The organism is Streptomyces sp. NPDC022910, from assembly GCF_055561075.1.
Map to the genome: position 1 here is coordinate 20,297 of NZ_JBVHHL010000033.1, position 25,332 is coordinate 45,628.

Below are 25,332 nucleotides of genomic sequence, written 5' to 3' on the forward strand. Positions count from 1 at the left end.
CCGCACCTGCCGCGGCGCTACGACACCGGCGCCGTGCCGTCGTTGTTTTCGTCGTCCTCCGGGAGTTTGCAGACCCGTTCCAGGAAGAAGGCCGCCGCTATGACGGCGATGCCTGCCACCACCGAGAAGCCGGCGTAGATGGCCTGGTCCCGGCGGGTGGGGATGTCCAAGGACTCCAGGAGGAAGACGCCCGTGCCGCCGTACATGCCGGCGACCAGGGCCGCGACCAGGGCGCTCGCCTGGCCGAAGACGACCGCGCGGGCCGCCATCAGGGGGTCGACGCCCTTCGCACCGGGGCGGCGCTCCCGCTGTGCCTTGAGGCGGGCGCGGAGCGAGAGCGCCGTGGCCACCAGGACCACGGCGATCAGGGCGAGGACGATGGGCGCGGCCAGGGGGACCCGGGGCAGTGTGCCCACCGCGTTCCACAGACGGGCGGCCGCCCAGGACAGCACTCCGGCCACCACGAACACCGCTGCCAGCGTCCTGATGCGCAGCTCTCTCACGATGTCCCTTCGTCAGCCCGACACTCGCCCTTACACGGCGGTGGCGCGGGGAGCGATCCCCGGCCCGGTAGACCTTAACGACTACTCGGGCAGCCGGAGTTCCAGATCCGCGCGGGGAGTGACGCCGTCCCGTGTGACGGTGGCGAGCAGGTCGGCCACCGGGCCGCGGCCCGGGAGCTGAGCATCGGGGTCCAAGTCGTACCACGGGACGAGGACGAATGCCCGCTCGTGGGCGCGCGGGTGGGGGAGCGTCAGCACCGGGTCGTCGGAGACGAGATCCGCGTACGCGACGATGTCCACATCCAGGGTGCGTGCGCCCCAGCGCTCGTCCCTCACCCGGTGGAAGGCCTCCTCCACGGCGTGTGCGCGTTCGAGGAGGGAGGAGGGGGGCAGGGTCGTCTTCACGACGACCACCGCGTTGAAGTACGCCGGCTGGCTGCCCGGCGCCACACCCCACGGCTCCGTCTCGTACACCGGTGAGACCCCTTTGACCCGCACGCCCGGTGTGTCCTCCAGGGCGTCGATGGCGCCCTGGAGCGTCTCCAGGCGGTTGCCCAGGTTCGACCCCAGTGAGATCACCGCGCGCTTGGGGTTCTGCAGCGTCGTGTCGGCGGCGTCCACGCGCTCCACCACGGAGGCGGGCACCGGCTGGACGGTCGGGTCGCTCTGACCCCCGGCGAAGTAGGCGGTCATACTCGGCTCCTGGTGATGGTGACGGTCACGTCGTCGAAGGGGACCGTGATCGGTGCGTCCGGTTTGTGGACGCAGACCTCGACCTCCAGGACCGGGGCGTGCTTGAGGCAGGAGAAGGCAATGCGCTCGGCGAGCGTTTCGATCAGGTCGACCGGCTCTCCTTCGACCAAGGCCACGACCTCCTCCGCCACGACGCCGTAGTGCACGGTCTTCGACAGGTCGTCGTCGGCCGCGGCCGGTCGGGTGTCAAGACCCAGGACGAGGTCCACGATGAAGGTCTGGCCTTCCTCGCGCTCCTTGGGGAACACGCCGTGGTGCCCACGGGCTTTCAAGCCGCGCAGCGCGACACGATCCACGCGAATCACTCCTGCAATCGTCGGTAGCGGCAGATCCTCACCGAGTGCGGTCGGTACACCGGCCGCGAACGAATCTACCTGCGGGCACTGCCGGCATTCGCTCACGGGGGCGTGTGCCGGTGTGACCGTCAGGAGGGCTCATCGGGCGTTTCCCCTGGCGAACGCGCCGGCTCATGGGCTGGCGTGCCGGCGTACCCAGGAGTAGGTGATTCCGACCACTATCAGCCGCCTACCCACTCCAGCGGTGACCACCACCCACCTCACGCGGGGGAGTCGTCCTCCTCTTCGTCGGCGGATTCGGCCAGGACGGGGGAGGCGTGGTGCGACCAGAGTTTCCAGCCGTCGGGGGTGCGGCGGAACACGTTGGTGGCGACCACCAGCTGGCCGACGAGCGGGCCCAGCTCGTCGCTGTCCTCGGGGGCCGGGCCGCCGCTGAGGATGTTCTCGGTGCAGGTCACCAGGGCGGTGTCGCCGGTCACGGAGACGTGGACGTCCGTGAGGAAGAACTGGATGTAGTCGGTGTTCGCCATGATCAGTGCGTACGACCTGAGGACCTCGCCGCGGCCGGTCAGGACCGGCCAGCCGGGGTGCACACAGGAGATCACGCCGGAGTCGGCCGGGTCGTGGTACTGCTCGTCGACGCCCAGGTCGGCAGGTGTGAGCCAGAGCGAGGTCAGCTCTTCGAAGTCGCCCCGTTCCATCGCCTCGTAGAAGGCGGTGTTGGCCGCCTCGACCTGTTCGACGTCGGTGTGGGCGGTGCTCACCGGGCTCCTTCGAGGGCGCGTGCGACGCGTACGGCGTCCGCAGTCGCGCGTACCTCGTGCACGCGCACGGCCCATGCGCCGGCGCGTGCGGCGAGCGCGGAGACGGCGGCCGTGGCGGCGTCGCGCTCGCGCGCGGGCGGCGGTGCGCCGTCGGGGCCGGCCAGGATGCGGCCCAGGAAACGCTTGCGGGAGGCGGCCACCAGCAGCGGGTGGCCCAGGGCGTGCAGGCGGTCGAGGTGGGCGAGCAGGGACAGGTCGTGCTCGGCCTGCTTGGAGAAGCCGAGGCCCGGGTCGACCACGATGCGGTCGGGGGCGATGCCGCCCTCCAGGACGGCCTCCACGCGCGCGTGCAGCTCGTCGACGACTTCGGTGACGACGTCCTCGTACACACCTTTGACGTTGCCGCCCTCCAGGAAGCCGCGCCAGTGCATGACCACGAAGGGGGCGCCCGCAGCCGCGACGACCGGGATCATGGCGGGGTCGGCGAGGCCGCCGCTGACGTCGTTGACGAGGGCGGCGCCGGCGGCGAGGGCCTTCTCGGCGACGGAAGCCCGCATGGTGTCGACGGAGATCGTGACGCCCTCGGAGGCGAGTCCGCGGACGACGGGGATGACACGCCTGAGCTCCTCCGCCTCGTCGACGCGGGTGGCGCCGGGGCGGGTGGACTCGCCGCCGACGTCGACGAGGTCGGCGCCCTCGGTGATCAGGTCGAGGCCGTGCTTGACGGCGGCGGTGGTGTCGAACCAGCGGCCGCCGTCGGAGAAGGAGTCGGGGGTGACGTTGACGACACCCATGACCGCGCAGCGGTCCCATGTCGGAAGGCCTGCCACGTGGCCCCGCCCGGTCTTCGTGCTCATACGTTCAGCGTAGGCCCCCGGCCGGTTCCGGTTCGGCTCACGGGGCGGTCAAGGGCAGGTGGGGCGTCGCGGCCGGGTGGGACTCGGTGGTCGGGGCCGGAACGGCCGTACTTGGCGCGGCTCGCTCGGGAACTCCCGGGCCGGGCGGCTCGTGGCGGGCGCTACGGGCTTCCGTGGTTGGTCTCGGGCGGCGACGGGGGGGGTGGCTGGGAACTCGCCGGAGGGCTGTGGGCGGGTCGGCGGCGGTTGGTCTCGGGCGGCGAACTCGCGGGCGGGTGGGAACTTGTCGGAGGGGCTGTGGGCGGGTCGGCGGGGGTGTACGGGCTTTTGCGTCGGGCTGGGCGGTGGTGTCGCGGCCCGAGCGGAATCGCCGGACTGGGTGGCTCGTGGCGGGCGCTACGGGCTTCCGTGGTTGGTCTCGGGCGGCGACGGGGCGGGTGGCTGGGAACTCGCCGGAGGGGCTGTGGGCGGGTCGGCGGCGGTTGGGCTTCTGCGTCCCGCTTCGGCGGTGGTGTCGCGGCCCGAGCGGGATCTCCGGGCCGGATGGGTCGGGGTTCTCGCTCGGGCCTGTCCTGGGCCGCTCGGTGTTCCGCTTCGGTCAGGCGCGGCTCGCGGCGCCGACTCCGCGTTCCGCCACGCCGTGGGCGCAGGGGCGGGGAGCCCGGGCCGTGCCGCGCAGGAGGCGGGGCAGGGCCAGGTTCACGAAGCCCTCCGCCTGCATGGCGGCGAGGCCGATCCGCGGGAGGTCGCGGGAGGAGGCGTACACCACGAAGCGCGGCTCCCAGCGCGGCCGGAACTTCGCGTTGAACTTGTACAGGGACTCGATCTGGAACCAGCGGGAGAGGAAGACCAGCAGGCCCCGCCACGCCCGCAGCACCGGGCCCGCGCCGATCTTCTCGCCGCGTGCCAGCGCCGAACGGAACATCGCGAAGTTCAGCGACACACGCTCGATGCCGAACTTCGGGGCGGCCTGGAGCGCGGCCACGATCAGCAGTTCGTTCATGCCCGGGTCCGCCGAGCGGTCGCGGCGCATCAGGTCCAGCGAGACCCCGTCCGTGCCCCACGGGACGAAGTGCAGGACGGCCTTCAGGTCCCCGTAGGGGCCCGCCTCGGCATCTGCCTTGTGCGCCGTCGCGATCAGGCAGTCGCCGTCGGACGGGTCACCGATGCGGCCGAGCGCCATGGAGAAACCGCGCTCGGTGTCTGTCCCGCGCCAGTCCTCGGCCGCGCGCCGTATGCGGTCCAGTTCGCCCTCGCCGAGGTCACGGATGCGTCGAACGCGGGTCTCGTAACCGGCGCGCTCGATGCGCTTCACCATCTGGCGCACGTTGCGCATCGCGCGCCCGGAGAGGGAGAAATCCGCGACATCCACCACCGCCTCGTCACCCAGTTCGAGCGCGTCCAGGCCGGTCTCCCGGGTCCACACCTCGCCACCCGTCTCCGAGCAGCCCATGACCGCGGGGGTCCAGGAGTGGGCCTTGGCCTCGTCCATGAAGCGTTCGATGGCGCCGGGCCAGGCCTCCACGTCGCCGATCGGGTCGCCGCTGGCGAGCATCACACCCGACACGACGCGGTACGTCACCGCAGCCTTGCCGCTCGGTGAGAAGACCACCGCCTTGTCGCGGCGGAGCGCGAAGTGGCCGAGGGAGTCGCGGCCGCCGTGCTTCTCCAGCAGTGCGCGCAGTTGTGCCTCGTCCTCCTCGGTGAGCCGGGCGGCCGGGTGTTCGGGCCGGAAGGCCAGGTAGATCGTCGTGACCGCGGTCAGCAGGCCGAGCGCCCCGAGCGAGAAGCCCACCGTCCAGGAGGTGTTGCCGGTGTAGTCGACCGGGCCCTCGAATCCGAACATGCCGTACAGGACGTGCTGGATGCGGTCGGATAGGCTGGGGTTGCCCACCATGCGGTGCGGGTGGACGCTGACGATGATCAGGCCGAGGCCCAGGGAACCGGCGCCCATGAGAACGAAGTTGGCGAGCGCGCGCCAGCGGCTGCGCGGGTCGGGCAAGGCCACGAACTCGCCGCGATGGCGCAGCAGCGGCACCAGCAGCGCCACGGCGATGAGGACGCCGACGACCGAGTGGCGGTAGACGTACTCCGCCACGGCACCCGCCGGAAGGAGCACCACGGCCGCGCGCCAGGCCCGGCGTTTGCGCCGCCGCAGCCCGTGCGCGAGGAGCAGCAGAAGGACGCCGGCACTCAGCGACAGGGCCGCCGCGAACGGACCGAGCGAGCCCGGCAGGACCTCGGCCATGCGGTGCATACGGCTGTGCCGGAAGCGCGGGAACACACCCGCGGCGACGTCCAGGACTCCCACGAGCGTGCAGGCCCTGGCGATCAGCGTGGGGACGGCCTCCGGACGCGGGCCGCGGAGTATGCGCCGCACCACAGATCGCTCCGGAACCTCGCCCGACTTTTCCCCATCTATCCTGACAGACATCGCATCCCGTAGTTCTGCGAGAGACCTTGAGCCCGGTGCCGATTCGGGCATCCGGCGACATTGCGCCCTCTAGGACGGTGTCTCGGGGAGAGAGGTTCACTCCCCATCACAAAGCCGGTTCAAAGTCGAAGGAAAGTCCGGGGCAAGGCCGCCCGAAATCGCGGGGCGCTGCAGGGGACGGAAAGCACAGGCAGGGAAAGATCGATGGGTCTCACGAGCAACAAGGTGCTGGTGCTGGCGGTGACGCTTGCTGTGCTGCTGTTCGGCGGCACGGTCTGGTACTGGCCGCGGCTGGCGCGGCGCAACTGGCGGGCCGTCAGCGGACGGGTCGGTCTGCTGTTCGCCACCCAGGTCACGGTCTTCGCGTCGGTCGGGCTGGCCGCCAATCAGGCCTTCGGGTTCTACGCCAGTTGGGCCGATCTGCTCGGACAGGAGAACGGGCAGGGCGTGGTGGTCGACCATGGCGCGGCAGGGGCGAGCGGTGGTCCCCTCCAGGTGGTCGACATGGTGACCGTGCCGGGCGGAGCGCGGCCGCAGGCCGGCGGGCAGATTCAGAAGGTCGACATAGTGGGCCGTACGACGCGTATCGCCTCCCCTGCGTTCGTGTATCTGCCGCCGGAGTACTTCCAGCCGCAGTACCGCACGCGGACGTTCCCCGCGTCCGTCGTACTCACCGGCTACCCGGGTACGGCCGAGGCGCTCATCAAGGGCCTGCACTACCCGCAGACGGCGCACGAACTGGCCAAGAACGGCAGGATGCAGCCGATGGTCCTGGTGATGCTGCGGCCGACGGTGGCACCGCCGCGTGACACGGAGTGCGTGGACATCCCGGGCGGGCCGCAGACCGAGACCTTCTTCGCCAGGGACCTCCCCGACGCGATCATGGCCCACTACCGGGTGGGCAAGAAGCCGGGCAGCTGGGGCGTCATCGGCGACTCCACGGGCGGTTACTGCGCGTTGAAGCTGGCGATGCACCACCCGGACGCGTATGCCGCCGGGGCGGCCCTGTCGCCGTACTACAAGGCGCCGATCGACCCGACCACGGGCGACCTCTTCCAGGGGAACAAGGACCTGCAGAACCGCGCCGACCTGTGGTGGTGCCTCAAGCACCTGCCGGCGCCGGACACCTCACTGCTCGTCACCAGCAGCGAGATCGGTGAGAAGGACTACAAGTCCACGCTCAGGTTCATACGGCAGGTGCAGGCCAAGAAGCTGACGAGGATCTCGTCGATCATCCTCGACAGCGGCGGCCACAACTTCAACACCTGGCGGCGGGAGATCCCGGCGGCGCTGCAGTGGTTGAGCGGGCGGCTCAGCGACCGGTGAGCGGGTGAATGGGCGGCGGCGCCGTCCGGAATTCGAGGCAATCCGAAGGCGGCCGGCTCGGCCGGGGCACCGGCCTGCTTCGGTGTTGTCGCGGGGCGGGTGCGGAATTCGCCGGGTGGGGGAGCACCAAGTCCCTTTACGGGCACGGAAGCGGGGCAGGGAGATCGCGATACCGGCCCGGCGAAAGAAACGATCTTGTAAGGCCGTGCCGTCGGCTTCGCAGGGCTGCCCCGGAACGCGGAAGGGGCTGGCCGGGCCGTGGATGCGCCGCCGGGCGCCCGCGGCGTATCCGGGGCCGAAGGGAATACGAGCGATTGGGGATGTGCCGGATTCGGGGAGGCGGCCGATCCCTTTCCGGAGCCCGTCGGCCGGTGTGAAGAGTTCGAGGTGGCCGTGTTTTTACCGGGCGGGGCACCATCATTCGCCTACGCGCGGTAAGTTTCTGGCCATGCCACGTGGACGTCACCGCCATTCTCCGCCCTTGCACAGGCTGTTGCCTCCTTCGGTGATCGCCGGCGTCTCGCTCGTCTGCGCCGTGGGGCCCTGGCTGTTCACGGAGCCGCTGGTGCTCCGTGGGCTGGCCGCGGGTGCCGCGGTGACGACGGTCGTGGGCGCGGTCGTCATGCGCCACTGGGACGCGGCCGCGGGCAAACGCGTCGCCGACCTCACGCGCGCGCGGGCGAGCGACGAGTGGCGCCACGAGGAGCGGGTCGCCGAACTGGAGACCGACCTCGAGGAGTCGCGCGAACTGCGCACCAAGCTGGAGCAGAAGCTGCGGGCCAAGCGCACCGAACTGGCCAACCTGCGCAACGAGCACGCGGCACTGCTGCGGCGATACGCCACGGCGGAGACGGAGCGCGCGACCGCCCTGGAGGGCCGCCGCCTGCTGGCGATAGAGGCGACGGTTCCCGCGCGCGAACTGCCGCCCGCGGACGCGGACACGCGGGAGGCGCCGGACGCCGCCGACGACGGCACCGACGGTGCGGAGGCCAGGGACCACGAGGACGTCGAGGCTCCGGTCGAGCCGGACACGGGCGCCGAGGCCGAGCCGCCGGCTGCGGTGTTCTCCCCGGAGGGCTCCTCGCTCTTCATGCGGGCCGACTCGGCGCTGGCGCGGCTGACGAACGATGACCCCGACGGCGCGGCACCGGAGGAGACGGACCCGGCCGGCGAGACGGGGAGCGACGCCCCGCAGACGACCGCTGCCGTCGAGGAGAGCGAGACGGACGAGGCGGGCGCCGTCACGGAGAACGGCGACATCGCGGAGCCGGACGCCGCCGCTGAGGACGGCGACGCGGCGCAGGCGAGCGCTGTCACGGACGAGGACGCCGCCCGCGACACGTCGGACAGCCCTGCACGGGGCACCGCCCGCAAGACCTCGCCGACCGCCAGGACCTCCCCCAAGAAGGGTGGTCCCGGCAACGGCGGCGGCAGGAGGCGGAGCTCCGTCGAGCCCGACGCCCCCGAGGCCGGTGCCAAGGGCAGCGGTTCCGCGGAGGAGGGCGAGGCCGGGGGGCAGCCCTCGGCGGTCGCAGGGCAGGAGCACGCGGCCGCCCCTGTCGCACAGCAGCACCAGCCGTCCGTGATCAGGCCCGCGCACGCCACCGGGCACTTCACGGTGCCGACCGCCGTGGCGGTCGTGCCGCCGGCCCCGCGGCGTCGCCCGGCCGTCGAGGGCGGGTTCGACTTCTTCGGCACGCAGAAGTCGCGGGAGACCCTGGAGTCCGTGCAGAACGAGGACCTCGCGGACGTCGTCGGCCAGGAGGCACTCGCGGTGCACAAGGCGGAGTCCGAGTCCGGCTTCAAGCCCGCCGACCCGCAGGCGCACGCCGTCGGCCAGGTCATCGACCTGACGGCCCACGACGAGACGGAGCAGATCGACGTTCAGGGGCTGCGCACCGCGGCGTCCTGAGAACCGGTCGGCACAGGTGAGGGGCGGCGGCACATCACGTGCCGCCGCCCTTCGTCGTCGGGGTCCTCGTCTACGAAGCCATCCACCGGTCCGGCCGGGCGTCGCGGCGCCCCGTGCGCGACCGGTCCGCCTGCGCGTGCAGCAGCGCCGCCGCCTCCCCGGCGTCCCGCAGGCGCGCCGTCACCGTCTTGTTCGCGCCGGTGTCCACATGGACGTCGGCGACTCCCTTGAACCGTTCCCACGGCCCCTGTGTCAGCCGCACGCTCTGCACCTTGGCATGCGGTACGAGGGCCAGGCTGCGGCGCAGCAGACCGTGCCGGGTCGCGAAGACCGTGTCGGTGACGGCGAGTCCGTGGCCGCGCCACCAGAAGGGCAGGCACCAGCCCGCGCGGCGCGGCGGTCGGGCCGGCGAAGCGGGCACGGTCACCCCCGGCAGCACCCGGGCGATCAGCGCCTCGGCGGCCTCGCGCGGGGCGACCGGCACCAGCACCGAGTTGGACGAACCCGCCACGTCCAGCCTGACGTGCACCCAGCCGAGCCGTCGCCACAACAGCGGTTCCACGATGCGTACGGTCTGCACCCGCCCGGGTGGCACGGTCTCATGGGCGCGGTCGAGCAGACCATGGTCCAGACGGAGCCCGTCCGGCGACTCGCCCACCGTCCAGTCGTAGTCACCGGCGAACCGTCCCGCGCTCCTCGTGGCCGCCCCGCCGAGCAGCGGCAGCCCGACGGCGAACACCGTCCACAGGCTGTGGGTACCGAACCACAGCACCGGCGGCACGACGAGCGCGGCGAACAGCGAGCCCCAGGTCGCGCCGGTGAGCAACAGGGAGACGGCCAGCATGCGCGGTGGCACGTGCAGCAGCACCCGTGCCGGCGCCTCGCCGACCTCGTGCGCCGTCTCGGGGGCGAAACCGGCCGCGCGGGCGAGGAGTTCGGCCCGCAGCGCCCGCGCCTCGGCCTGGCCGAGATAGGCGAGTTCATCCTTCTTGTCCGTGCCGATGACGTCGAGCTTCAGCTTGGCGACCCCGGCGATCCGGGCCAGCAGCGGCTGGGTGACGTCGACGGCCTGCAGCCGGTCCAGGCGGATGTGCGCCGTGCGCCGGAACAACAGGCCCGTACGGATGCGCAGTTCGGTGCCGGTCACCGCGAAGTGGGTGAACCACCAGCTCAGAAAGCCGTACAGGGAGGCGGCCGGAACGAGTGTCGCGAGGCCTATGAGGAGTGTGGTCGCGGTGAGCCTCGTCAGTTGTGCCTGGGCCTGGCCCGGGTCGTGCGCGGCCCAGCCGACGACGACGGCGACCGGCGCCCAGGCGCGCCGCAGCGGGGTCAGGGGGTGCAGCCGACGCTCGATGACCTCCCGTCCGCCGGATATGGCGGGCTGTGCCTCGGGCGCGCTCACAGCCCCGCCGATCGGGCCTCGCCCAGCTCGGTCAGCCGGTCCCGCAGCCGTTCCGCCTCGGCCGGGTCGAGACCCGGGATGGAGGCGTCCGTGGCGGCGGCGGCCGTGTGCAGTTGCAGGCTCGCAAGCCCGAAGTGGCGCTCCACCGGCCCGGAGGTGACCTCGACGAGCTGCATGCGCCCGTACGGCACGACGGTCTCCTCGTGCCACAGCACGCCCCGGCTGATCAGCAGGTCGTCGGCCCGCTCGGCGTAGCGCCAAGAGCGCCAGTTGCGGCCCAGCAGCACCCAGCCCCACAGCAGCAGCGCCGCCGGCAGCAGCGCGAACAGGACCCAGACAGGCCCCGCGAGCAGGCCGAGGAGCAGTCCCACGGCAACGGTCAGCAGTCCCAGCCACACCACCAGCAACAGTCGGCGCATCCGCAGCAGCCCCGGCGGCAGCCCTGTCCAGACGGGCTCGCCGTCCCTCCCCGCAGTCCCCGTTTCCATGCCGCAAGCGTACGTACGAGAGACTGTGTCCATGACTCCTACGACGGAGACCATGGTCGGGATCGGCGGTGCCGCGGAGAGCACCGACATGGTGCTCAACATCGGGCCCCAGCACCCGTCCACGCACGGCGTGCTGCGGCTGCGGCTCGTGCTGGACGGCGAGCGGATCAAGAGCGCGGAGCCGGTCATCGGCTATATGCACCGCGGTGCGGAGAAGCTGTTCGAGGCGCGGGACTACCGCCAGATCATCATGCTCGCCAACCGGCACGACTGGCTCTCCGCCTTCTCGAACGAGCTGGGCGTGGTCCTCGCCGTCGAGCGGATGCTCGGCATGGAGGTCCCCGAGCGCGCGGTGTGGATGCGCACGCTCCTCGCGGAGCTGAACCGGGTCCTGAACCATTTGATGTTCCTCGGCTCCTACCCGCTGGAGCTGGGCGGCATCACGGCGGTGTTCTACGCCTTCCAGGAGCGCGAGGAACTCCAGAACGTCATGGAGGAGATCTCCGGCGGCCGCATGCACTACATGTTCAATCGCGTGGGCGGCCTCAAGGAGGACCTGCCCGCGGGCTGGACCGCACGCGCGCGTGCGGTCGTCTCCGCGGTGCGCTCCCGTATGGACCGGTTCGACGACCTGGTGCTCGGCAACGAGATCTTCCGGGGGCGCACGCGTGGCGTCGGCGCCCTGTCACCGGAGGCCGTGCACGCGTACGGCGTGAGCGGGCCGATCGCGCGCGCCTCGGGTGTGGACTTCGACCTGCGCCGGGACGAGCCGTACCTGGCCTACCCGGAGCTCCAGGACACGCTGAAGGTCGTCACCCGGCAGGAGGGCGACTGCCTGGCCCGCTTCGAGTGCCTCCTGGAGCAGACGCACAACGCGCTCGACCTGGCCGACGCGTGCCTGGACCGGCTGGCCGAGCTGCCGCCCGGGCCGATCAACCAGCGCCTGCCCAAGGTGCTCAAGGCGCCCGAGGGCCACACGTACGCCTGGACCGAGAACCCGCTCGGCATCAACGGCTACTACCTGGTCAGCAGGGGCGACAAGACCCCGTACCGGCTCAAGCTGCGCTCCGCCTCGTACAACAACATCCAGGTGCTGACCGAACTGCTGCCCGGAACGCTGGTCGCCGACATGGTGGCCATCCTGGGGTCAATGTTCTTCGTGGTCGGGGACATCGACAAATAGCTCCCCGAGAGAGGCGTCCGGGATTCCGACGGGCTGGAGCAGCCAGCCGAAGTCACCGAGGCCGCCGGGCGCGATGAGTTCGGCGGCGGCCCCGGCCTGTGCGAGGGCGTGCACATAGGCCGTCGGGTTCGTGGACGCGAGCGCCAGCGGAGGGCGTGTGCCGGTGATCCCGAGGGTGCGCAGGGCGGCGCGCTGGGTCAGCAGCCGCGCGCCCGGCAGAGCACACGCGTCCAGCGCCACGTGCGCGGTGATGTCGCAGGAGCCGTCCGGCACGGGGACGGTCTCGCGGCCCGCACGGAATCCGGTGAGCGTCCCGAAGGGCGGCCGGGTCCTCGCGAGGTGCGCGTAGTCGACGGCGACGGCGAGCCCGCGGCCGACGGTGGCGACCGCCTCGGCCCAGGCGGCGTCCCTGGAGAGACCGATCTCGGCGCGGCCGCCTTCGGCGGTCAGCGGCCACCAGCGCTCCAGCCATTCCGCCTCCGCGCCCGCGACCGGCTCCCCGAGGCGCTCGGTGCCGTCCTCCCGTACGAGGACCAGCCGCGGTACTCCGTCGGGGCCGGCCTGCGCGACCTCGACCGGCACGTTGTCCAGCCACTCGTTCGCGAACAGCAGCCCCGTGATCCGCTTCGGGGGCTCGCCGAGCCACTCGATACGGGGATCGAGGCCCTCGGGGCGGTCGGCGATCTCGACGGCGTACGCGCGCGTGCGGGCCGCGACGTCCTCGGGCAGCGCGTCGAGGACACCGGTGACCAGCTCGCCCCGCCCCGCCGCCATGTCCACGAACGCTAGCCCGTCGGGCCGTCCCAGTGCCTCGTCGACCCGGTACAGCAGCCGGGCCACGGCGACGGCGAAGAGCGGCGAGGCGTGCACGGACGTCCGGAAGTGCCCCGCGGGTCCCTCGGGCCGCCGGTAGAACCCGTCCGCCCCGTACAGCGCCTCCTCGGCCGCCGCCCGCCATCCGCGCCACTCGTCGCCGCCCTTGTGTGCCACGGGGTCAGGCTAGGCCGGGTGCCGACACCTCACGCGCCCGGTGTGCGCAACGCGCGCCTCGCGCCCGGGTCCCGCGCGCATGTAACCATTCGGGATCACGGAGCATCCACCTTGCGGAGTACGCGTGTCCGCCCCGGATCGGCCCTCCGGTTGACCCATGCACGCAGTGCGCTTCCCTACTCTGGGTTACGTGCAGCGCCTCTATGACTTCCTCCGCAGACACCCCACGTGGGTCGACGGCTTCTGGGCCGTCGTCCTGTTCGGGCTGTCCTGCGCGAGTCTGACGAACCTCAACGGGGCGGCGGACCACCACGGATCGCTCCCTGCGGGGCTCGCGATCTCCGCCGTCCTGTCCGTGGTCGTCGCGCTGCGCCGCCGCATGCCCGAGAAGATGCTCGTCGTGGCCGCGGCCATGGGAGTCGCCCAGCTGGTCCTCGACCAGCAGCCGATGATCTCCGACTTCGCCATGCTCGTGATCATCTACACCGTCGCCGCGGACGGCGCCCGCTGGGCCTCGCGCGTCGGCCTCATCGGGGGCCTGGTGGCCGGCACCCTGTCACAGGTGCGCTGGACGGACCACCACTCCGGTGCCGTGAGCAACGTGGCGATCGCCGTCTTCCAGACCGTGCCGTTCGCCCTCGCCTGGGTCCTCGGCGACTCCCTGCGCACGCGCCGCGCCTACCTCGCCCAGCTGGAGGAGCGTGCCGCCCGGCTGGAGAAGGAGCGCGAGGCGCAGTCCAAGGTCGCCGTCGCCGCCGAGCGCGCCCGTATCGCCCGCGAGCTGCACGATGTGGTCGCCCACAACGTCTCGGTCATGGTGGTGCAGGCGGACGGCGCCGCATACGTCCTCGACACCGCCCCCGACCAGGCGAAGAAGGCCCTGGAGACGATCTCGGGAACCGGCCGTCAGGCCCTGGCGGAGATGCGCCGCCTGCTCGGCGTGCTGCGCACCGGCGAGCACAAGGAGGCCGGCGAGTACGTCCCGCAGCCCGACGTCGAGCAGATCGACGAGCTCGTCGAGCAGTGCCGCAGCGCGGGGTTGCCCGTCGACTTCAAGGTGGAGGGGACGCCGCGCCCGCTGCCCAGCGGCGTGGAGCTGACGGCGTACCGCATCGTCCAGGAGGCGCTCACCAACACCCGCAAGCACGGGGGCTCCAACGCGGGCGCGAGCGTGCGCCTGGTCTACTTCGACGACGGCCTCGGGCTGCTGGTCGAGGACGACGGCAAGGGCGCCCCGCACGAGCTGTACGAGGAGGGCGGTGCCGACGGCCGGGGCCACGGGCTGATCGGCATGCGCGAGCGGGTCGGCATGGTCGGCGGAACCCTGGACGCGGGCCCCCGCCCAGGGGGAGGCTTCCGTATCAGCGCCCTGCTGCCGCTGAAACCGGTCCACTGACACGTGCCCTTTCGCCCGCCCGCACACCACCCAGCCACTGACCGAAGGCCGACCGGAGGACCCCCGCCATGCCGATCCGCGTGATGCTCGTCGACGACCAGGTGCTGCTGCGCACCGGGTTCCGGATGGTGCTCGCCGCCCAGCCGGACATGGAGGTCGTCGCGGAGGCGGGCGATGGTGTCGAGGCCCTCCAGGTGCTGCGCTCCACCGAGGTCGACGTGGTCCTCATGGACGTCCGTATGCCGAAGCTGGACGGCGTGGAGACCACCCGCCGCATCTGCTCGGAGCCCAACCCCCCGAAGGTGCTCATCCTGACCACCTTCGACCTCGACGAGTACGCGTTCTCCGGGCTGAAGGCGGGCGCCTCCGGTTTCATGCTCAAGGACGTTCCGCCCGGTGAACTGCTCGCCGCCATCCGCTCCGTGCACAGCGGCGACGCCGTGGTCGCGCCCTCCACCACGCGCCGCCTCCTCGACCGGTTCGCGCCGATGCTCCCGGGCGGCACCAGGGAACCGCGGCACAAGGAGCTGGAACGGCTCACCGACCGCGAGCGGGAGGTCATGGTGCTGGTCGCGCAGGGTCTGTCCAACGGGGAGATCGCGGCGCGGCTCGTGCTGTCCGAGGCCACCGTGAAGACCCACGTCGGCCGCATTCTGACGAAGCTGGGGCTCAGGGACCGCGTGCAGGTGGTCGTCCTCGCGTACGAGACCGGTCTGGTACGGGCGGGCGGACATGGTTGAGGCACCGAGTGACCCACGGGAGACGTGCCCCCACTAGGGTCTGCGCATGCTCCTGTGGATCAACGGCCCCTTCGGGGGCGGCAAGACACAGACCGCACACGAGATCCAGCGACGTCTGCCGGGCAGTGTCATCTGCGACCCCGAACACGCCGGCTTCGGGCTGCGCCGCATGCTGCCGCCCGAACTGCGGGGGAACTTCCAGGACCTGGCGTCCTGGCGGCAGGGCGTGGTCGAGGTCCTCGACCTTGCGCTGAGCGGGCACGACGGCGTGGTCATCGTCCCCATGACGCTCACGGACCCGGACTACTTCGAGGAGACGGTCGGCCGGCTGCGGGAACGGGGCCACGACGTACGGCACTTCGCGCTCCTCGCCGAGCGCGAGACCGTACTGGAACGGCTGCGGGAGCGCGGCCTCGGGCACCTCCTCCAGTACGTGGCCGGCAAGGACGCCCCGCTGCGCAGGGAGAGTTGGGCCGTGCAGCAGCTCGACCACTGCCTGGAGCGGCTGCGCGAGCCGGAGTTCGCCGAGCACCTGTGGACGGACCACTCCACGGTGGCCAAGACGGCGGACCGGATCGCCGTGCTCGCCGGGCTGACGCTCAGGCCCAACAACGACGGGGCCCTGCGGACCCGGCTGCGGCAGGCGAAGGTCGGGCTGAAGCATATGCGCTTCGACTGACGGCGGCTTTCGACCGACGACGGCTTTCGTACGGCGGCTACCGGAGGATTCCCTCCAGGAAGTCGCTCCCCAGCCGGGCCACCGCGGTCACGTCCAGCTGGTGCAGGACGTACCGGCCGCGGCGGCGGGTGGTGAGCAGGCCCGCCTTCTTCAGGGCGCTGAGGTGCCGGGATATCTCCGGCGCCGTCATGCCGTGGGACTGGGCCAACTCGCCCGTGGTGAAGGCGCTGCGGGCCAGACTTCGGCACAGGCGCATCCGCACCGGGTGGGAGAGGGCGGCCATCCGCAGGGTCAGCTGCTCCACCGACGGCGGCGCCGCCATCTCCGAAGAGCTGACCGGGTAGTGCAGCGCCGGCTGCCATCCGTAGCGGTGCAGCACCATGAGGTGCGGCCGGCCCAGGCTCGTCGGGACGAGCAGCAGGCCGCCACCCGCCGTGGCGGAGCGTCCTTCGCCGAGCTTGTCCACGGTGATCCGGGCCCCGGCCTCGTCGAGCGTCACCGCGGGTGACACGGACGCAAGCGCCTCGGCCAGGCCCTTGCGGCGCAGCAGGTCCGTCTTGTGGCGGGCGTCCGCCGCGAGCTGGTGGCGCAGCCGGGACCAGGTGTCCGCGAAGAACGCCGCGTCGCAGTCCTCCAGGAACTGCCGCAGCCAGGCCCGGGTCCGCGGCGGGTCGGCCAGCAGCCGCTCGGTGAACAGCAGTTGCTGAGGCCCGCGGGCGGCGGCCAGGTCCAGGGCGCGCCGACGAGCTCCGGCGTCGGCGAGGGCGGCCGGGCCCGGCACGCCGTACGGCAGTGCGCAGGTGAACTCCAGCGCCGCGTCCACGAACTGCTCGTCGCTGAGCTTGTCCAGCAGGTCCAGCTCCTCGGCGAGGGTGGCGCCGGGGAGCGTGTTCCGGCCCGGAATGCCCGCGTACGGCAGGAAGAGGTCCGAGAACGTCATACGCCACAGGAAGTCGGCCTCGCACATCCGGTCGGCGAGATGCGAGTCGAGGCCGGCGGTCACGGTCGTCGCCCAGCCCTGCAGCCCGGGGTGATGACCGGGCTCGGACAACGCGTGCAGGGCCATCCCGAGCTCGGCCAGCGGGGAGGTCACGACGGCGACCCTCTCCCGTCGCAGCCCGGTGATGTCGATGTCCACGCTCATGACACTCATGGTGCACCGTGCCGACGACAACGCGGCCGACGATTGACGACGGTCGTCAATCGGGGCGACGCCCGGCCGGGGCAGGCGCAGGCTGGAGCACGACCGGGGCAGCCGCCGAGCCTACGGATCCCTGTCTCCACGTCCCGAAGAGGCGATCCGCCATGAGCATCCTTCAGGAGTACCTCGACACCTACCGCGCCCGGCGGCTCGGCGAGCCCGCCCCGCCCGCGCCGGGCATCCACGACTGGCAACTCGTCCGCGAACTGCGCGACGAGCACGAGTTCCGCGCCGTCATGGCGGGCCGCCCGGCGCACGGGCGGATACGGGCCGCGCTGGCGCGACGGCTGCACAACCACCGCCCGCATCGGGGCCGCTGAGGGCTTCCGCCAGGTGATGCCGCCTAGGCCAGACCTGGCCCGGACCTAGCCCCCGACCTCCGGCAGTCGCCCCACGAACTCCGTCACCGCCGCCTTCACGTCGTCCGCCGTCCACGCCAGCCCGGCGGCCCGCACGCCGACCTCGGTGAAGGCCAGGTCCGGGCCGCCCCGGTCCCAGGAGTTCGTGAACAGGAGGGTCCCGGTCTCCTCACCCTGCCGGAGGGCGGCCTCCGTGAGGGCGTCGGCGTCGTACGGCAGCCACACCTGGAACTCGTGGGTGTGCGGCTCGCCGGGGTGCACGCGCGCCCACGGCACCCCGGCCGCCGCGAACCCTTCGCGGAGTGCGACGGCGACCACGCGCGCGTGGCGCACGTACTCCGGCAGCCGGGGCAGCTCCCGCTCCAGACCGGCGAGGGCCGACAGCACCGTCGGGAACTGCTGGAAGACCATGCCGCCGTATCGGTGCCGCCAGGTCCTCGCCTCCTCGACGAGCGCCCTGGGACCCGCGACCGCCGCGCCGCCGAACCCGTCGAGCGATTTGTAGAACGACACGTAGACGCTGTCCGCGAGGCCCGCGATCTCGTCCAGCGGGCGGTCGAAGTGGACCGTGGTCTCCCATAGGCGCGCGCCGTCGAAGTGCACCACCGCGTCACGTTCGTGCGCGGCCTCCACGACCTCGGTCAGCTCCTCGAAGCTGGGCAGCAGGAAACCGGCGTCCCGGAGGGGAAGTTCGAGCATCAGCGAGCCGAACGGCTCTCCGAAGTCCCGCACCTCGTCGGCGGTCGGCAGCCTGGGCTCGCCCGTCACGCACACCGGGCGCAACCCGCTGACCTCGCTGAACGCCTTGCGTTCGTGCACTTCGGGGTGGGCGAGCGCATGCAGGGCCACGGTGGGGTTGCCCGTGCGGCCGGCCCAGCAGCGCAGGGCCACCTGCTGGGCCATCGTGCCGGTCGGGAAGAACGCGGCGGCCTCCTTGCCGAGCAGCCCGGCGACCCTCTCCTCCAGCGCCTCGACGACCCCCGTCCCGTAGATGTCGGCGGTCTCGTCCAGGTCGTAGAGGTCCTGCACGCCGTCGAGCAGCGTCAGCCGCTCCCGGAGCGTCCCCAGGTAGCCCGGACGCGCCAGAACGCGCTCGGCGCCCCGGAGCGCGGCGACCCGGCGCTCCCGACGCAGACGCAGGAGCTCCTCCGGCGCCACCGGCCGTTCCTCCTCGCGCCCGCCGTGCGCCGGAGCCGCCGGCCGCACGTCCTGCCCGGTCGTCGGCCCCTCGCCGTGTTGCGTCCTGTGCACCGTATGCCCCTCCACCTTGGTCAACTCGTCCTCACGCCCGGATGATGCCGCGCGTTCCCGCCGCCGGGCACCCTCATTTCCCTGTCCTCCGCGACCTGCTGAAACCCACAGCCTGTGGACGGCCGACCGGCCCGGGACCCAATCGCGTTAACATGACGAGAAATCGTCCGGTACCCAGAGCGGACTGGAACGGGAAGGCCACCGTCGAGTGAGTACATTCCAGCAGCCAGACCCCAAGGACCGCCCGGCGCGGCTCACCGTGGGCGTGGTCGGAGCCGGCCGGGTCGGACCCGCGCTCGCCGCCTCGCTGCAGCTCGCCGGGCACTGCCCGGTCGCCGTCTCCGGGGTCTCGGACGCTTCCAGACGACGGGCGGCGCTGATGCTTCCGGACGTGCCGGTGGTCCCGCCCGCCGAGGTCCTGGACCGTGCCGATCTGGTCCTCCTCACCGTGCCGGACGACACACTGCCCGGTCTCGTGGAGGGCCTCGCCGAGACCGGTGCCGTACGGCCGGGACAGCTGCTCGTGCACACCTCCGGGCGCTACGGAGCGACGGTGCTCGACCCCGCCCTGCGTGCCGGGGCGCTGCCGCTCGCCCTGCACCCCGCCATGACCTTCACCGGCACCCCGGTGGACGTCCAGCGCCTGGCCGGGTGCTCCTTCGGCGTCACCGCGCCCGAGGAACTGCGGCTGGCCGCCGAGGCACTGGTGATCGAGATGGGCGGCGAGCCCGAGTGGATCGCCGAGGAGATGCGCCCGCTGTACCACGCGGCCCTCGCGCTCGGCGCCAACCACCTGGTCACCCTGGTCGCCCAGTCCCTGGAACTGCTGCGCGCGGCGGGCGTCGAGGCCCCCGACCGCATGCTCGGCCCGCTGCTGGGCGCCGCCCTCGACAACGCCCTGCGCTCCGGCGACGCGGCCCTGACCGGCCCCGTCGCGCGCGGCGACGCGGGCACGGTCGCCGCGCACGTCGCCGAGCTGCGCAGGCACGCCCCGCAGACCGTCGCCGGATATCTGGCGATGGCCCGCGCGACCGCCGACCGGGCCCTGGCCCACGGACTGCTCAAGCCCGAGCTGGCCGAGGACCTCCTCGGGGTACTCGCCGACGGGACCGAGGGGAGTGCCCGGTGACCACCACCCTGCTGCGCACCGCCGGCGAACTTCACGCGCGCGTGAAGCACGGCCGCCGGGCCGTCGTGATGACCATGGGCGCCCTGCACGAGGGCCACGCCACCCTGATCCGCGCCGCCCGCCAGATCGCCGGACCGGAGGGCGAGGTCGTCGTCACCGTCTTCGTCAACCCGTTGCAGTTCGGCAAGGGCGAGGACCTCGACCGCTACCCGCGCACCCTGGACGCCGACCTCAAGATCGCCGAACAGGCCGGAGCGGACGCCGTGTTCGCACCTTCCGTGGACGAGGTCTACCCCGGCGGCGAGCCCCGGGTGCGGATCTCCGCCGGACCCATGGGCGAGCGTCTGGAAGGGGCCTCCCGCCCCGGCCACTTCGACGGCATGCTCACCGTCGTCGCCAAAATGCTGCACCTCACCCGCCCCGACGTGGCCCTGTTCGGTCAGAAGGACGCCCAGCAGCTCGCCCTGATCCGCCGGATGGTGCGCGATCTGAACTTCGGCATGGAGATCGTCGGCGTACCCACCGTGCGCGAGGACGACGGCCTGGCCCTCTCCAGCCGCAACCGCTACTTGTCGCCCGACGAACGGCACACCGCGCTCGCCCTCTCGCGAGCCCTGTTCGCGGGCCGCGACCGGCACGCCGCCCAGGAGGCCCTGCGTGCGCGTGCCCGCGAAGTGCCCTCCACACGCGCGCGTGCCGAGGCGCTCAGCGCGATAGGTGAGTCGCGCGCCGCCGCCGACGCGCACGCCGTCGCCAAGGCCGCGCCCGGCGGTCCCGCCGCCGTCCGCGCGGCCGCCCGTCTCGTCCTGGACGAGGCCGCCCATCTGGACCCGCCGCTGGTCCTGGACTACCTGGCCCTGGTCGATCCCTCGGACTTCTCCGAGATCCCCGACGACTTCACCGGCGAGGCGGTCCTCGCCGTCGCCGCCCGGGTCGGGACGACCCGGCTGATCGACAACATTCCCCTCTCCTTCGGAGCCCCCGAGCCCGTCGACCCTCACGGAGCCGCCTCGTGACCAGCACAGGCATACGACTGCACGCGCCCGCACCGGGCTGGTCCATCTCCGCGGACGTCGTGGTCGTCGGCTCCGGCGTCGCCGGCCTCACCGCGGCCCTGCGCTGCGAGGCGGTGGGTCTGAGGACGGTCGTCGTGACGAAGGCCCGTCTCGACGACGGTTCCACCCGCTGGGCCCAGGGCGGCATCGCGGCGGCCCTGGGCGAGGGCGACACCCCCGAGCAGCACCTGGACGACACGCTCGTGGCGGGCGCGGGGCTGTGCGACGAGGAGGCCGTGCGCATCCTGGTCACCGAGGGGCCCGACGCCGTACGCCGGCTCATCTCCACGGGCGCCCACTTCGACACCGACGACGAGGGCGGCATCCAGCTCACCCGCGAGGGCGGGCACCATCGTCGCCGGATCGCGCACGCCGGCGGTGACGCAACCGGCGCGGAGATCTCCCGGGCGCTCGTCGAGGCCGTACGCGCGCGTGGATTGCGTACGATCGAGAACGCCCTGGTCCTGGACCTGCTGACGGACGCCGAGGGCCGGACCGCGGGCGTGAGCCTGCACGTCATGGGCGAGGGCCAGCACGACGGCGTGGGCGCCGTGCACGCCCCCGCCGTGGTCCTCGCGACCGGCGGCATGGGCCAGGTTTTTTCCGCGACCACCAACCCGTCGGTGTCGACGGGCGACGGCGTGGCGCTCGCCCTGCGCGCCGGCGCCGAGGTGAGCGACCTGGAGTTCGTGCAGTTCCACCCGACCGTGCTCTTCCTGGGCCCGGATGCGGAGGGCCAGCAGCCGCTGGTCTCCGAGGCGGTACGGGGCGAGGGCGCCCACCTCGTGGACACGGACGGGGTGCGCTTCATGGTCGGGCAGCACGAGCTGGCCGAACTGGCGCCCCGGGACATCGTCGCCAAGGGCATCATGCGCCGGATGCAGGAGCAGAACGCCGAGCACATGTTCCTCGACGCCCGGCACTTCGGCGCCGACATGTGGGAGCACCGCTTCCCGACGATCCTCGCCGCCTGCCGCGACAACGGCATCGATCCCGTCACCGAGCCCGTCCCGGTCGCCCCGGCCGCCCACTACGCCTCCGGCGGCGTGCGCACCGACTCCCGGGGCAGAACGACGGTGCCTGGCCTGTACGCGTGCGGCGAGGTCGCCTGCACGGGCGTCCACGGCGCGAACCGGCTCGCCTCCAACTCCCTCCTGGAGGGCCTGGTCTACGCCGAGCGCATCGCGGCCGACATCGCAAGCGGCCGGGCGGAGGACGGCCTGCGCACGCGCGTGCCCGAACCCGTCCCGTATCCCGACAGGCCCGCGCACCCGCTGCTCCCCCCGGAGGACCGCTTCACGATTCAGCGGATCATGACGGACGGGGCCGGAGTGCTCAGGTCCGCGCGGTCGCTCCAGGAGGCCGCCGACCGCCTCCAGCGGCTGCACAGCGACGCGCGCGACGCCCTCGACGAGAACGGCAAGACCTCCGAGCCCGGCGTGGACACCTGGGAGACCACCAACCTCCTGTGCGTGGCCCGGGTCCTGGTCGCCGCCGCCCTCCTGCGTGCGGAGACCCGCGGCTGTCACTGGCGCGAGGACCATGCGGGGCGTGACGACACCGCCTGGCGCCGCCACATCGTCGTACGGCTGAATCCGGACCGGACGCTGGCCGTCCGCACCACCGACACCGCAGACTTCCCCCCTACCCGGCAGCACCGTCCCCAGGAGCAGTGACAGAAGTGAGCACCCCCGACCTTCCCCTCGTCCCGAGCGGCGGCTGCGGCGACGGCTGTGCCTGCGGCGCGGACGGCGACGAGGAATACCTGGAGTGCGGGCTCGATCCCGCGCTCGCCCAGATCCTGGCCGACGCCGGACTCGACCCGGTCGAGGTCGAGGACATCGCCAACGTCGCCATCCAGGAGGACCTGGACCACGGCGTGGACGTGACGACGGTCGCGACGATCCCCGAGGACGCGGTCGCCACGGGCGACTTCACGGCGCGCCAGGCAGGCGTGGTGGCGGGCCTCAGGGTCGCCGAGGCGGTCATCTCGGTGGTCTGCACGGACGAGTTCGAGGTCGAGCGCCATGTGGACGACGGGGACCGCGTGGAGGACGGTCAGAAGCTCCTGACCGTCACCGGCCGCACCCGTGACCTGCTCACCGCCGAGCGCAGCGCGCTGAACATCCTGTGCCGTCTGTCGGGCATCGCGACGGCCACGCGCGCGTGGGCGGACGCCCTGGAGGGCACCAAGGCTCGGGTACGGGACACCCGCAAGACGACGCCGGGCCTGCGTTCCCTGGAGAAGTACGCGGTCCGCTGCGGCGGTGGCGTCAACCACCGCATGTCCCTGTCGGACGCGGCACTGGTCAAGGACAACCACGTGGTGGCGGCCGGTGGCGTGGCCCAGGCCTTCAAGGCGGTCCGCGAGATGTTCCCGGACGTGCCGATCGAGGTCGAGGTGGACACCCTGCACCAGCTGCGCGAGGTCGTGGACGCGGGCGCGGACCTGATCCTCCTGGACAACTTCACGCCGGGCGAGTGCGAGGAGGCGGTGGCCATCGTCGGCGGCCGGGCCCTCCTGGAGGCGTCGGGCCGCCTGACCCTGCAGAACGCCAGGGCGTACGCGGACACGGGGGTCGACTTCCTGGCGGTCGGAGCGCTCACGCACTCCTCCCCGATCCTGGACGTCGGTCTGGACCTGCGAGCGGCGGAGTAGGTAGGGCCCATGCTGCTGACCATCGACGTAGGCAACACGCACACTGTCCTGGGCCTGTTCGACGGTGAGGACATCGTCGAGCACTGGCGCATCTCCACGGACGCGCGCCGCACGGCGGACGAGCTGGCGGTGCTCCTCCAGGGACTGATGGGCATGCATCCCCTGCTCGGCGAGGAACTGGGCGACGGCATCGACGGCATCGCGATCTGCTCGACCGTTCCGTCCGTTCTGCACGAGCTGCGTGAGGTCACCCGCCGCTACTACGGCGACGTCCCCGCGGTCCTGGTCGAGCCCGGCATCAAGACGGGCGTCCCGATCCTGATGGACAACCCGAAGGAGGTCGGCGCCGACCGCATCATCAACGCGGTGGCGGCGGTCGAGCTCTACGGTGGCCCGGCGATCGTCGTGGACTTCGGGACGGCGACGACGTTCGACGCGGTCTCGGCGCGCGGCGAGTACGCGGGCGGCGTCATCGCCCCCGGCATCGAGATCTCCGTCGAGGCCCTCGGTGTCCGCGGCGCCCAGCTCCGCAAGATCGAACTGGCCCGGCCGCGCGCGGTGATCGGCAAGAACACGGTCGAGGCGATGCAGGCCGGCATCGTGTACGGCTTCGCGGGCCAGGTGGACGGCGTGGTGAGTCGTATGTCCCGCGAGCTGGCGGACGACCCGGAGGACGTCACGGTCATCGCGACGGGCGGCCTGGCTCCCATGGTCCTGGGCGAGTCCTCGGTGATCGACGAACACGAGCCGTGGCTGACCTTGATCGGTCTCCGGTTGGTCTACGAAAGGAACGTGTCGCGCATGTGAGGGCCTGCGCTCTTGAGGGGCGCAGGCCCCGAAAGGGGCGCGGGGAACTGCGCGACCGGCCACAGACGACCGGCAGCCGCGCCCGAGTCGACACGCCAACGGCGAATAGGCGTACGTCGCCCCCACCTGAGGGAACCGGGAAGCGACACGGACCCCCTGATCGCCCCGTTTTGTCCGATTAGCGGTAGCGTCCCCGCATGCCCACGCCATACGGATCCCGCGGCGGCCTGGCGTTCGGCGCGGAGGAGCTGCACGTGCTCCGCCGTGCCCTCGCCCTCGCCCTCCTCCCCCGCACCGCTTCCGCCGAGGACGTCAAGGACTGCCTCCGCCTCGCCGAGTCCGTCGACGAGGCGGTGCGGGAGGGTGCCCGCCTGAGGGCCTTCCTGCTGGCGGACCTGGCGCGCTACCGTGCCGCCCTCCCCGGCGCCGCCACCGGCTACCTCGCCCTCCTGGAGGACGCCCTCCGGGCCGGCCACCGCCCGGACCCGGACGACCTCGCCGCTCTGCGTGCCCTGCGGGGCACCCCCGCTGCCGCAGCCCTCCTCGACCGCTGCCGAGCCCTCGCCGAACGTGACGTGCGTGCCCACCTCACCCCCCGCAGGGCGGTCATCCCGGCCTCCCGTACCCGTCTCACGGCGCTCCCGGGCGGGCGCGCAGACGCCGCCGAGGAGCCGACCGAGAAGCCCGCCCGCAAACCCGCCGAGAAGCCCGCCGAGAAGCCCGAGAAGCCCGCTCAGCGCCCCGAGCCGGGGACCCCGCGCCCCTCGCGCCCCATCCCCACTCCCGGCGAGGTCTTCCCGCCGAAGCGCAAACCCGGGCCGCCGCACGCGCAGCGGCAGCTCGCCGTCGGCTAGCCCCGCTCCCAGGGGTGCCGTACCCGCCGTACCTGCCCCGATCCGGTAACGCCCACCCGACCGGGATCCATCGGACAGGCCCTGGCTACTCTGGACGCATGGACTACGTCTCCGCGCTCGTGCCGCCGGTCGTCATGGCCGTGTTCTTCATCGGTCTCATCAGGGTGATCGTGAAGACTCAGGGCGGCGCCAACAAGGCCAAGGAGGACGCGGCCGTCGACGCGGCCCTCGCACGCGCGGAGGGCGCCCGCCAGACCACCCGGGACGCCGAGGTCTGATCGGCCCGGTCTCATC

25 protein-coding genes are annotated in these 25,332 nt (G+C 72.3%); 14 read left to right on the forward strand and 11 right to left on the reverse strand.

The annotated features are described in order from the left end of the window. Positions 1-17 precede the first annotated feature (17 nt). The 6 genes from ACZ3TS_RS27215 to ACZ3TS_RS27240 all read right to left on the reverse strand — a co-directional run bounded on the left by ACZ3TS_RS27215 (position 18) and on the right by ACZ3TS_RS27240 (position 5,607). A complete protein-coding gene (locus ACZ3TS_RS27215) occupies positions 18-503 on the reverse strand; it encodes a DUF3180 domain-containing protein (protein WP_467622801.1) in 486 nt (161 codons plus the stop codon). An 81-nt stretch (positions 504-584) separates the two neighbouring features. Further along, on the reverse strand, positions 585-1,196 hold the full coding sequence (gene folK, locus ACZ3TS_RS27220) for a 2-amino-4-hydroxy-6-hydroxymethyldihydropteridine diphosphokinase (protein WP_467622803.1): 612 nt from the start codon (positions 1,194-1,196) through the stop codon (positions 585-587). Further along, positions 1,193-1,552: a dihydroneopterin aldolase gene (gene folB, locus ACZ3TS_RS27225; RefSeq protein WP_467622806.1), complete on the reverse strand. Its 360-nt coding sequence runs from the start codon at positions 1,550-1,552 to the stop codon at positions 1,193-1,195. Before folB ends, folK begins: the two co-directional genes overlap by 4 nt. Positions 1,553-1,812: 260 nt before the next feature. Beyond that, positions 1,813-2,316: a nuclear transport factor 2 family protein gene (locus ACZ3TS_RS27230; RefSeq protein ID WP_467622809.1), complete on the reverse strand. Its 504-nt coding sequence runs from the start codon at positions 2,314-2,316 to the stop codon at positions 1,813-1,815. Then, a complete protein-coding gene (folP, locus tag ACZ3TS_RS27235; protein WP_467622812.1) occupies positions 2,313-3,173 on the reverse strand; it encodes a dihydropteroate synthase in 861 nt (286 codons plus the stop codon). The genes ACZ3TS_RS27230 and folP overlap by 4 nt, the downstream gene beginning before the upstream one ends. A gap of 598 nt (positions 3,174-3,771) precedes the next feature. Next, positions 3,772-5,607 carry a phosphatidylglycerol lysyltransferase domain-containing protein gene (locus ACZ3TS_RS27240; RefSeq protein ID WP_467622814.1) on the reverse strand — a complete coding sequence of 612 codons (1,836 nt, stop codon included), beginning with the start codon at positions 5,605-5,607 and terminating at the stop codon, positions 3,772-3,774. A 204-nt stretch (positions 5,608-5,811) separates the two neighbouring features. Between ACZ3TS_RS27240 and ACZ3TS_RS27245 the strand changes: the two genes are divergently transcribed. Together ACZ3TS_RS27245 and ACZ3TS_RS27250 are read left to right on the forward strand one after the other, a co-directional pair. Continuing rightward, positions 5,812-6,933 carry an alpha/beta hydrolase gene (locus ACZ3TS_RS27245; RefSeq protein WP_467622817.1) on the forward strand — a complete coding sequence of 374 codons (1,122 nt, stop codon included), beginning with the start codon at positions 5,812-5,814 and terminating at the stop codon, positions 6,931-6,933. 448 nt (positions 6,934-7,381) lie between these two features. Beyond that, positions 7,382-8,845, forward strand: a complete 1,464-nt coding sequence (locus ACZ3TS_RS27250; RefSeq protein ID WP_467622819.1) for a hypothetical protein — start codon at positions 7,382-7,384, stop codon at positions 8,843-8,845. Positions 8,846-8,915: 70 nt separating this feature from the next. Here the strand turns inward: ACZ3TS_RS27250 and ACZ3TS_RS27255 are convergent, their stop codons facing one another. Next, positions 8,916-10,259, reverse strand: a complete 1,344-nt coding sequence (locus ACZ3TS_RS27255; RefSeq protein ID WP_467622942.1) for a PH domain-containing protein — start codon at positions 10,257-10,259, stop codon at positions 8,916-8,918. Then, entirely contained in the window at positions 10,244-10,735 is a 492-nt protein-coding gene (locus tag ACZ3TS_RS27260; protein ID WP_467622821.1) for a PH domain-containing protein, read from the reverse strand. The genes ACZ3TS_RS27255 and ACZ3TS_RS27260 overlap by 16 nt, the downstream gene beginning before the upstream one ends. A 31-nt stretch (positions 10,736-10,766) precedes the next feature. On the opposite strand from ACZ3TS_RS27260, the gene ACZ3TS_RS27265 reads away from it, so the two are divergent. Then, positions 10,767-11,918: an NADH-quinone oxidoreductase subunit D gene (locus tag ACZ3TS_RS27265; protein WP_467622824.1), complete on the forward strand. Its 1,152-nt coding sequence runs from the start codon at positions 10,767-10,769 to the stop codon at positions 11,916-11,918. On the opposite strand, the gene ACZ3TS_RS27270 is transcribed toward ACZ3TS_RS27265, so the two are convergent. After that, on the reverse strand, positions 11,883-12,908 hold the full coding sequence (locus ACZ3TS_RS27270) for an SAM-dependent methyltransferase (RefSeq protein ID WP_467622827.1): 1,026 nt from the start codon (positions 12,906-12,908) through the stop codon (positions 11,883-11,885). The genes ACZ3TS_RS27265 and ACZ3TS_RS27270 overlap by 36 nt on opposite strands. Positions 12,909-13,098: 190 nt before the next feature. On the opposite strand from ACZ3TS_RS27270, the gene ACZ3TS_RS27275 reads away from it, so the two are divergent. The 3 genes from ACZ3TS_RS27275 to ACZ3TS_RS27285 all read left to right on the forward strand — a co-directional run bounded on the left by ACZ3TS_RS27275 (position 13,099) and on the right by ACZ3TS_RS27285 (position 15,723). Further along, positions 13,099-14,304: a sensor histidine kinase gene (locus tag ACZ3TS_RS27275; protein ID WP_467622830.1), complete on the forward strand. Its 1,206-nt coding sequence runs from the start codon at positions 13,099-13,101 to the stop codon at positions 14,302-14,304. Positions 14,305-14,372: 68 nt separating this feature from the next. Beyond that, entirely contained in the window at positions 14,373-15,044 is a 672-nt protein-coding gene (locus ACZ3TS_RS27280; protein WP_467622832.1) for a response regulator, read from the forward strand. 46 nt (positions 15,045-15,090) lie between these two features. Then, positions 15,091-15,723: an AAA family ATPase gene (locus ACZ3TS_RS27285; RefSeq protein WP_467622835.1), complete on the forward strand. Its 633-nt coding sequence runs from the start codon at positions 15,091-15,093 to the stop codon at positions 15,721-15,723. A gap of 37 nt (positions 15,724-15,760) precedes the next feature. Here ACZ3TS_RS27285 and ACZ3TS_RS27290 read toward each other — a convergent pair whose 3' ends face one another. Then, on the reverse strand, positions 15,761-16,867 hold the full coding sequence (locus ACZ3TS_RS27290; RefSeq protein ID WP_467622838.1) for a DUF5937 family protein: 1,107 nt from the start codon (positions 16,865-16,867) through the stop codon (positions 15,761-15,763). 161 nt (positions 16,868-17,028) lie between these two features. Here ACZ3TS_RS27290 and ACZ3TS_RS27295 point away from each other — a divergent pair, with 161 nt between their 5' ends. Next, positions 17,029-17,244, forward strand: a complete 216-nt coding sequence (locus ACZ3TS_RS27295; protein ID WP_467622841.1) for a hypothetical protein — start codon at positions 17,029-17,031, stop codon at positions 17,242-17,244. Between the two features lie 45 nt (positions 17,245-17,289). Here ACZ3TS_RS27295 and ACZ3TS_RS27300 read toward each other — a convergent pair whose 3' ends face one another. Beyond that, on the reverse strand, positions 17,290-18,441 hold the full coding sequence (locus tag ACZ3TS_RS27300) for a threonine aldolase family protein (RefSeq protein WP_467622945.1): 1,152 nt from the start codon (positions 18,439-18,441) through the stop codon (positions 17,290-17,292). 301 nt (positions 18,442-18,742) lie between these two features. Between ACZ3TS_RS27300 and ACZ3TS_RS27305 the strand changes: the two genes are divergently transcribed. The 7 genes from ACZ3TS_RS27305 (at position 18,743) to ACZ3TS_RS27335 (ending at position 25,316) form a co-directional block, all read left to right on the forward strand. Beyond that, positions 18,743-19,663, forward strand: a complete 921-nt coding sequence (locus ACZ3TS_RS27305; protein ID WP_467622843.1) for a Rossmann-like and DUF2520 domain-containing protein — start codon at positions 18,743-18,745, stop codon at positions 19,661-19,663. Further along, positions 19,660-20,679 carry a pantoate--beta-alanine ligase gene (panC, locus tag ACZ3TS_RS27310; RefSeq protein ID WP_467622845.1) on the forward strand — a complete coding sequence of 340 codons (1,020 nt, stop codon included), beginning with the start codon at positions 19,660-19,662 and terminating at the stop codon, positions 20,677-20,679. The genes ACZ3TS_RS27305 and panC overlap by 4 nt, the downstream gene beginning before the upstream one ends. Then, positions 20,676-22,394, forward strand: coding sequence for an L-aspartate oxidase (locus ACZ3TS_RS27315; protein ID WP_467622847.1), 1,719 nt, complete (start codon positions 20,676-20,678; stop codon positions 22,392-22,394). The genes panC and ACZ3TS_RS27315 overlap by 4 nt, the downstream gene beginning before the upstream one ends. A 5-nt stretch (positions 22,395-22,399) precedes the next feature. Then, entirely contained in the window at positions 22,400-23,377 is a 978-nt protein-coding gene (gene nadC / locus ACZ3TS_RS27320; RefSeq protein WP_467622850.1) for a carboxylating nicotinate-nucleotide diphosphorylase, read from the forward strand. A gap of 9 nt (positions 23,378-23,386) precedes the next feature. Continuing rightward, positions 23,387-24,184 carry a type III pantothenate kinase gene (locus ACZ3TS_RS27325; protein WP_467622852.1) on the forward strand — a complete coding sequence of 266 codons (798 nt, stop codon included), beginning with the start codon at positions 23,387-23,389 and terminating at the stop codon, positions 24,182-24,184. A 197-nt stretch (positions 24,185-24,381) separates the two neighbouring features. Continuing rightward, a complete protein-coding gene (locus ACZ3TS_RS27330) occupies positions 24,382-25,038 on the forward strand; it encodes a hypothetical protein (protein WP_467622854.1) in 657 nt (218 codons plus the stop codon). A gap of 98 nt (positions 25,039-25,136) precedes the next feature. Beyond that, positions 25,137-25,316 (forward strand): hypothetical protein, encoded by a 180-nt coding sequence (locus ACZ3TS_RS27335; protein WP_467622857.1) that lies wholly within the window; start codon positions 25,137-25,139, stop codon positions 25,314-25,316. Positions 25,317-25,332: the final 16 nt, after the last annotated feature.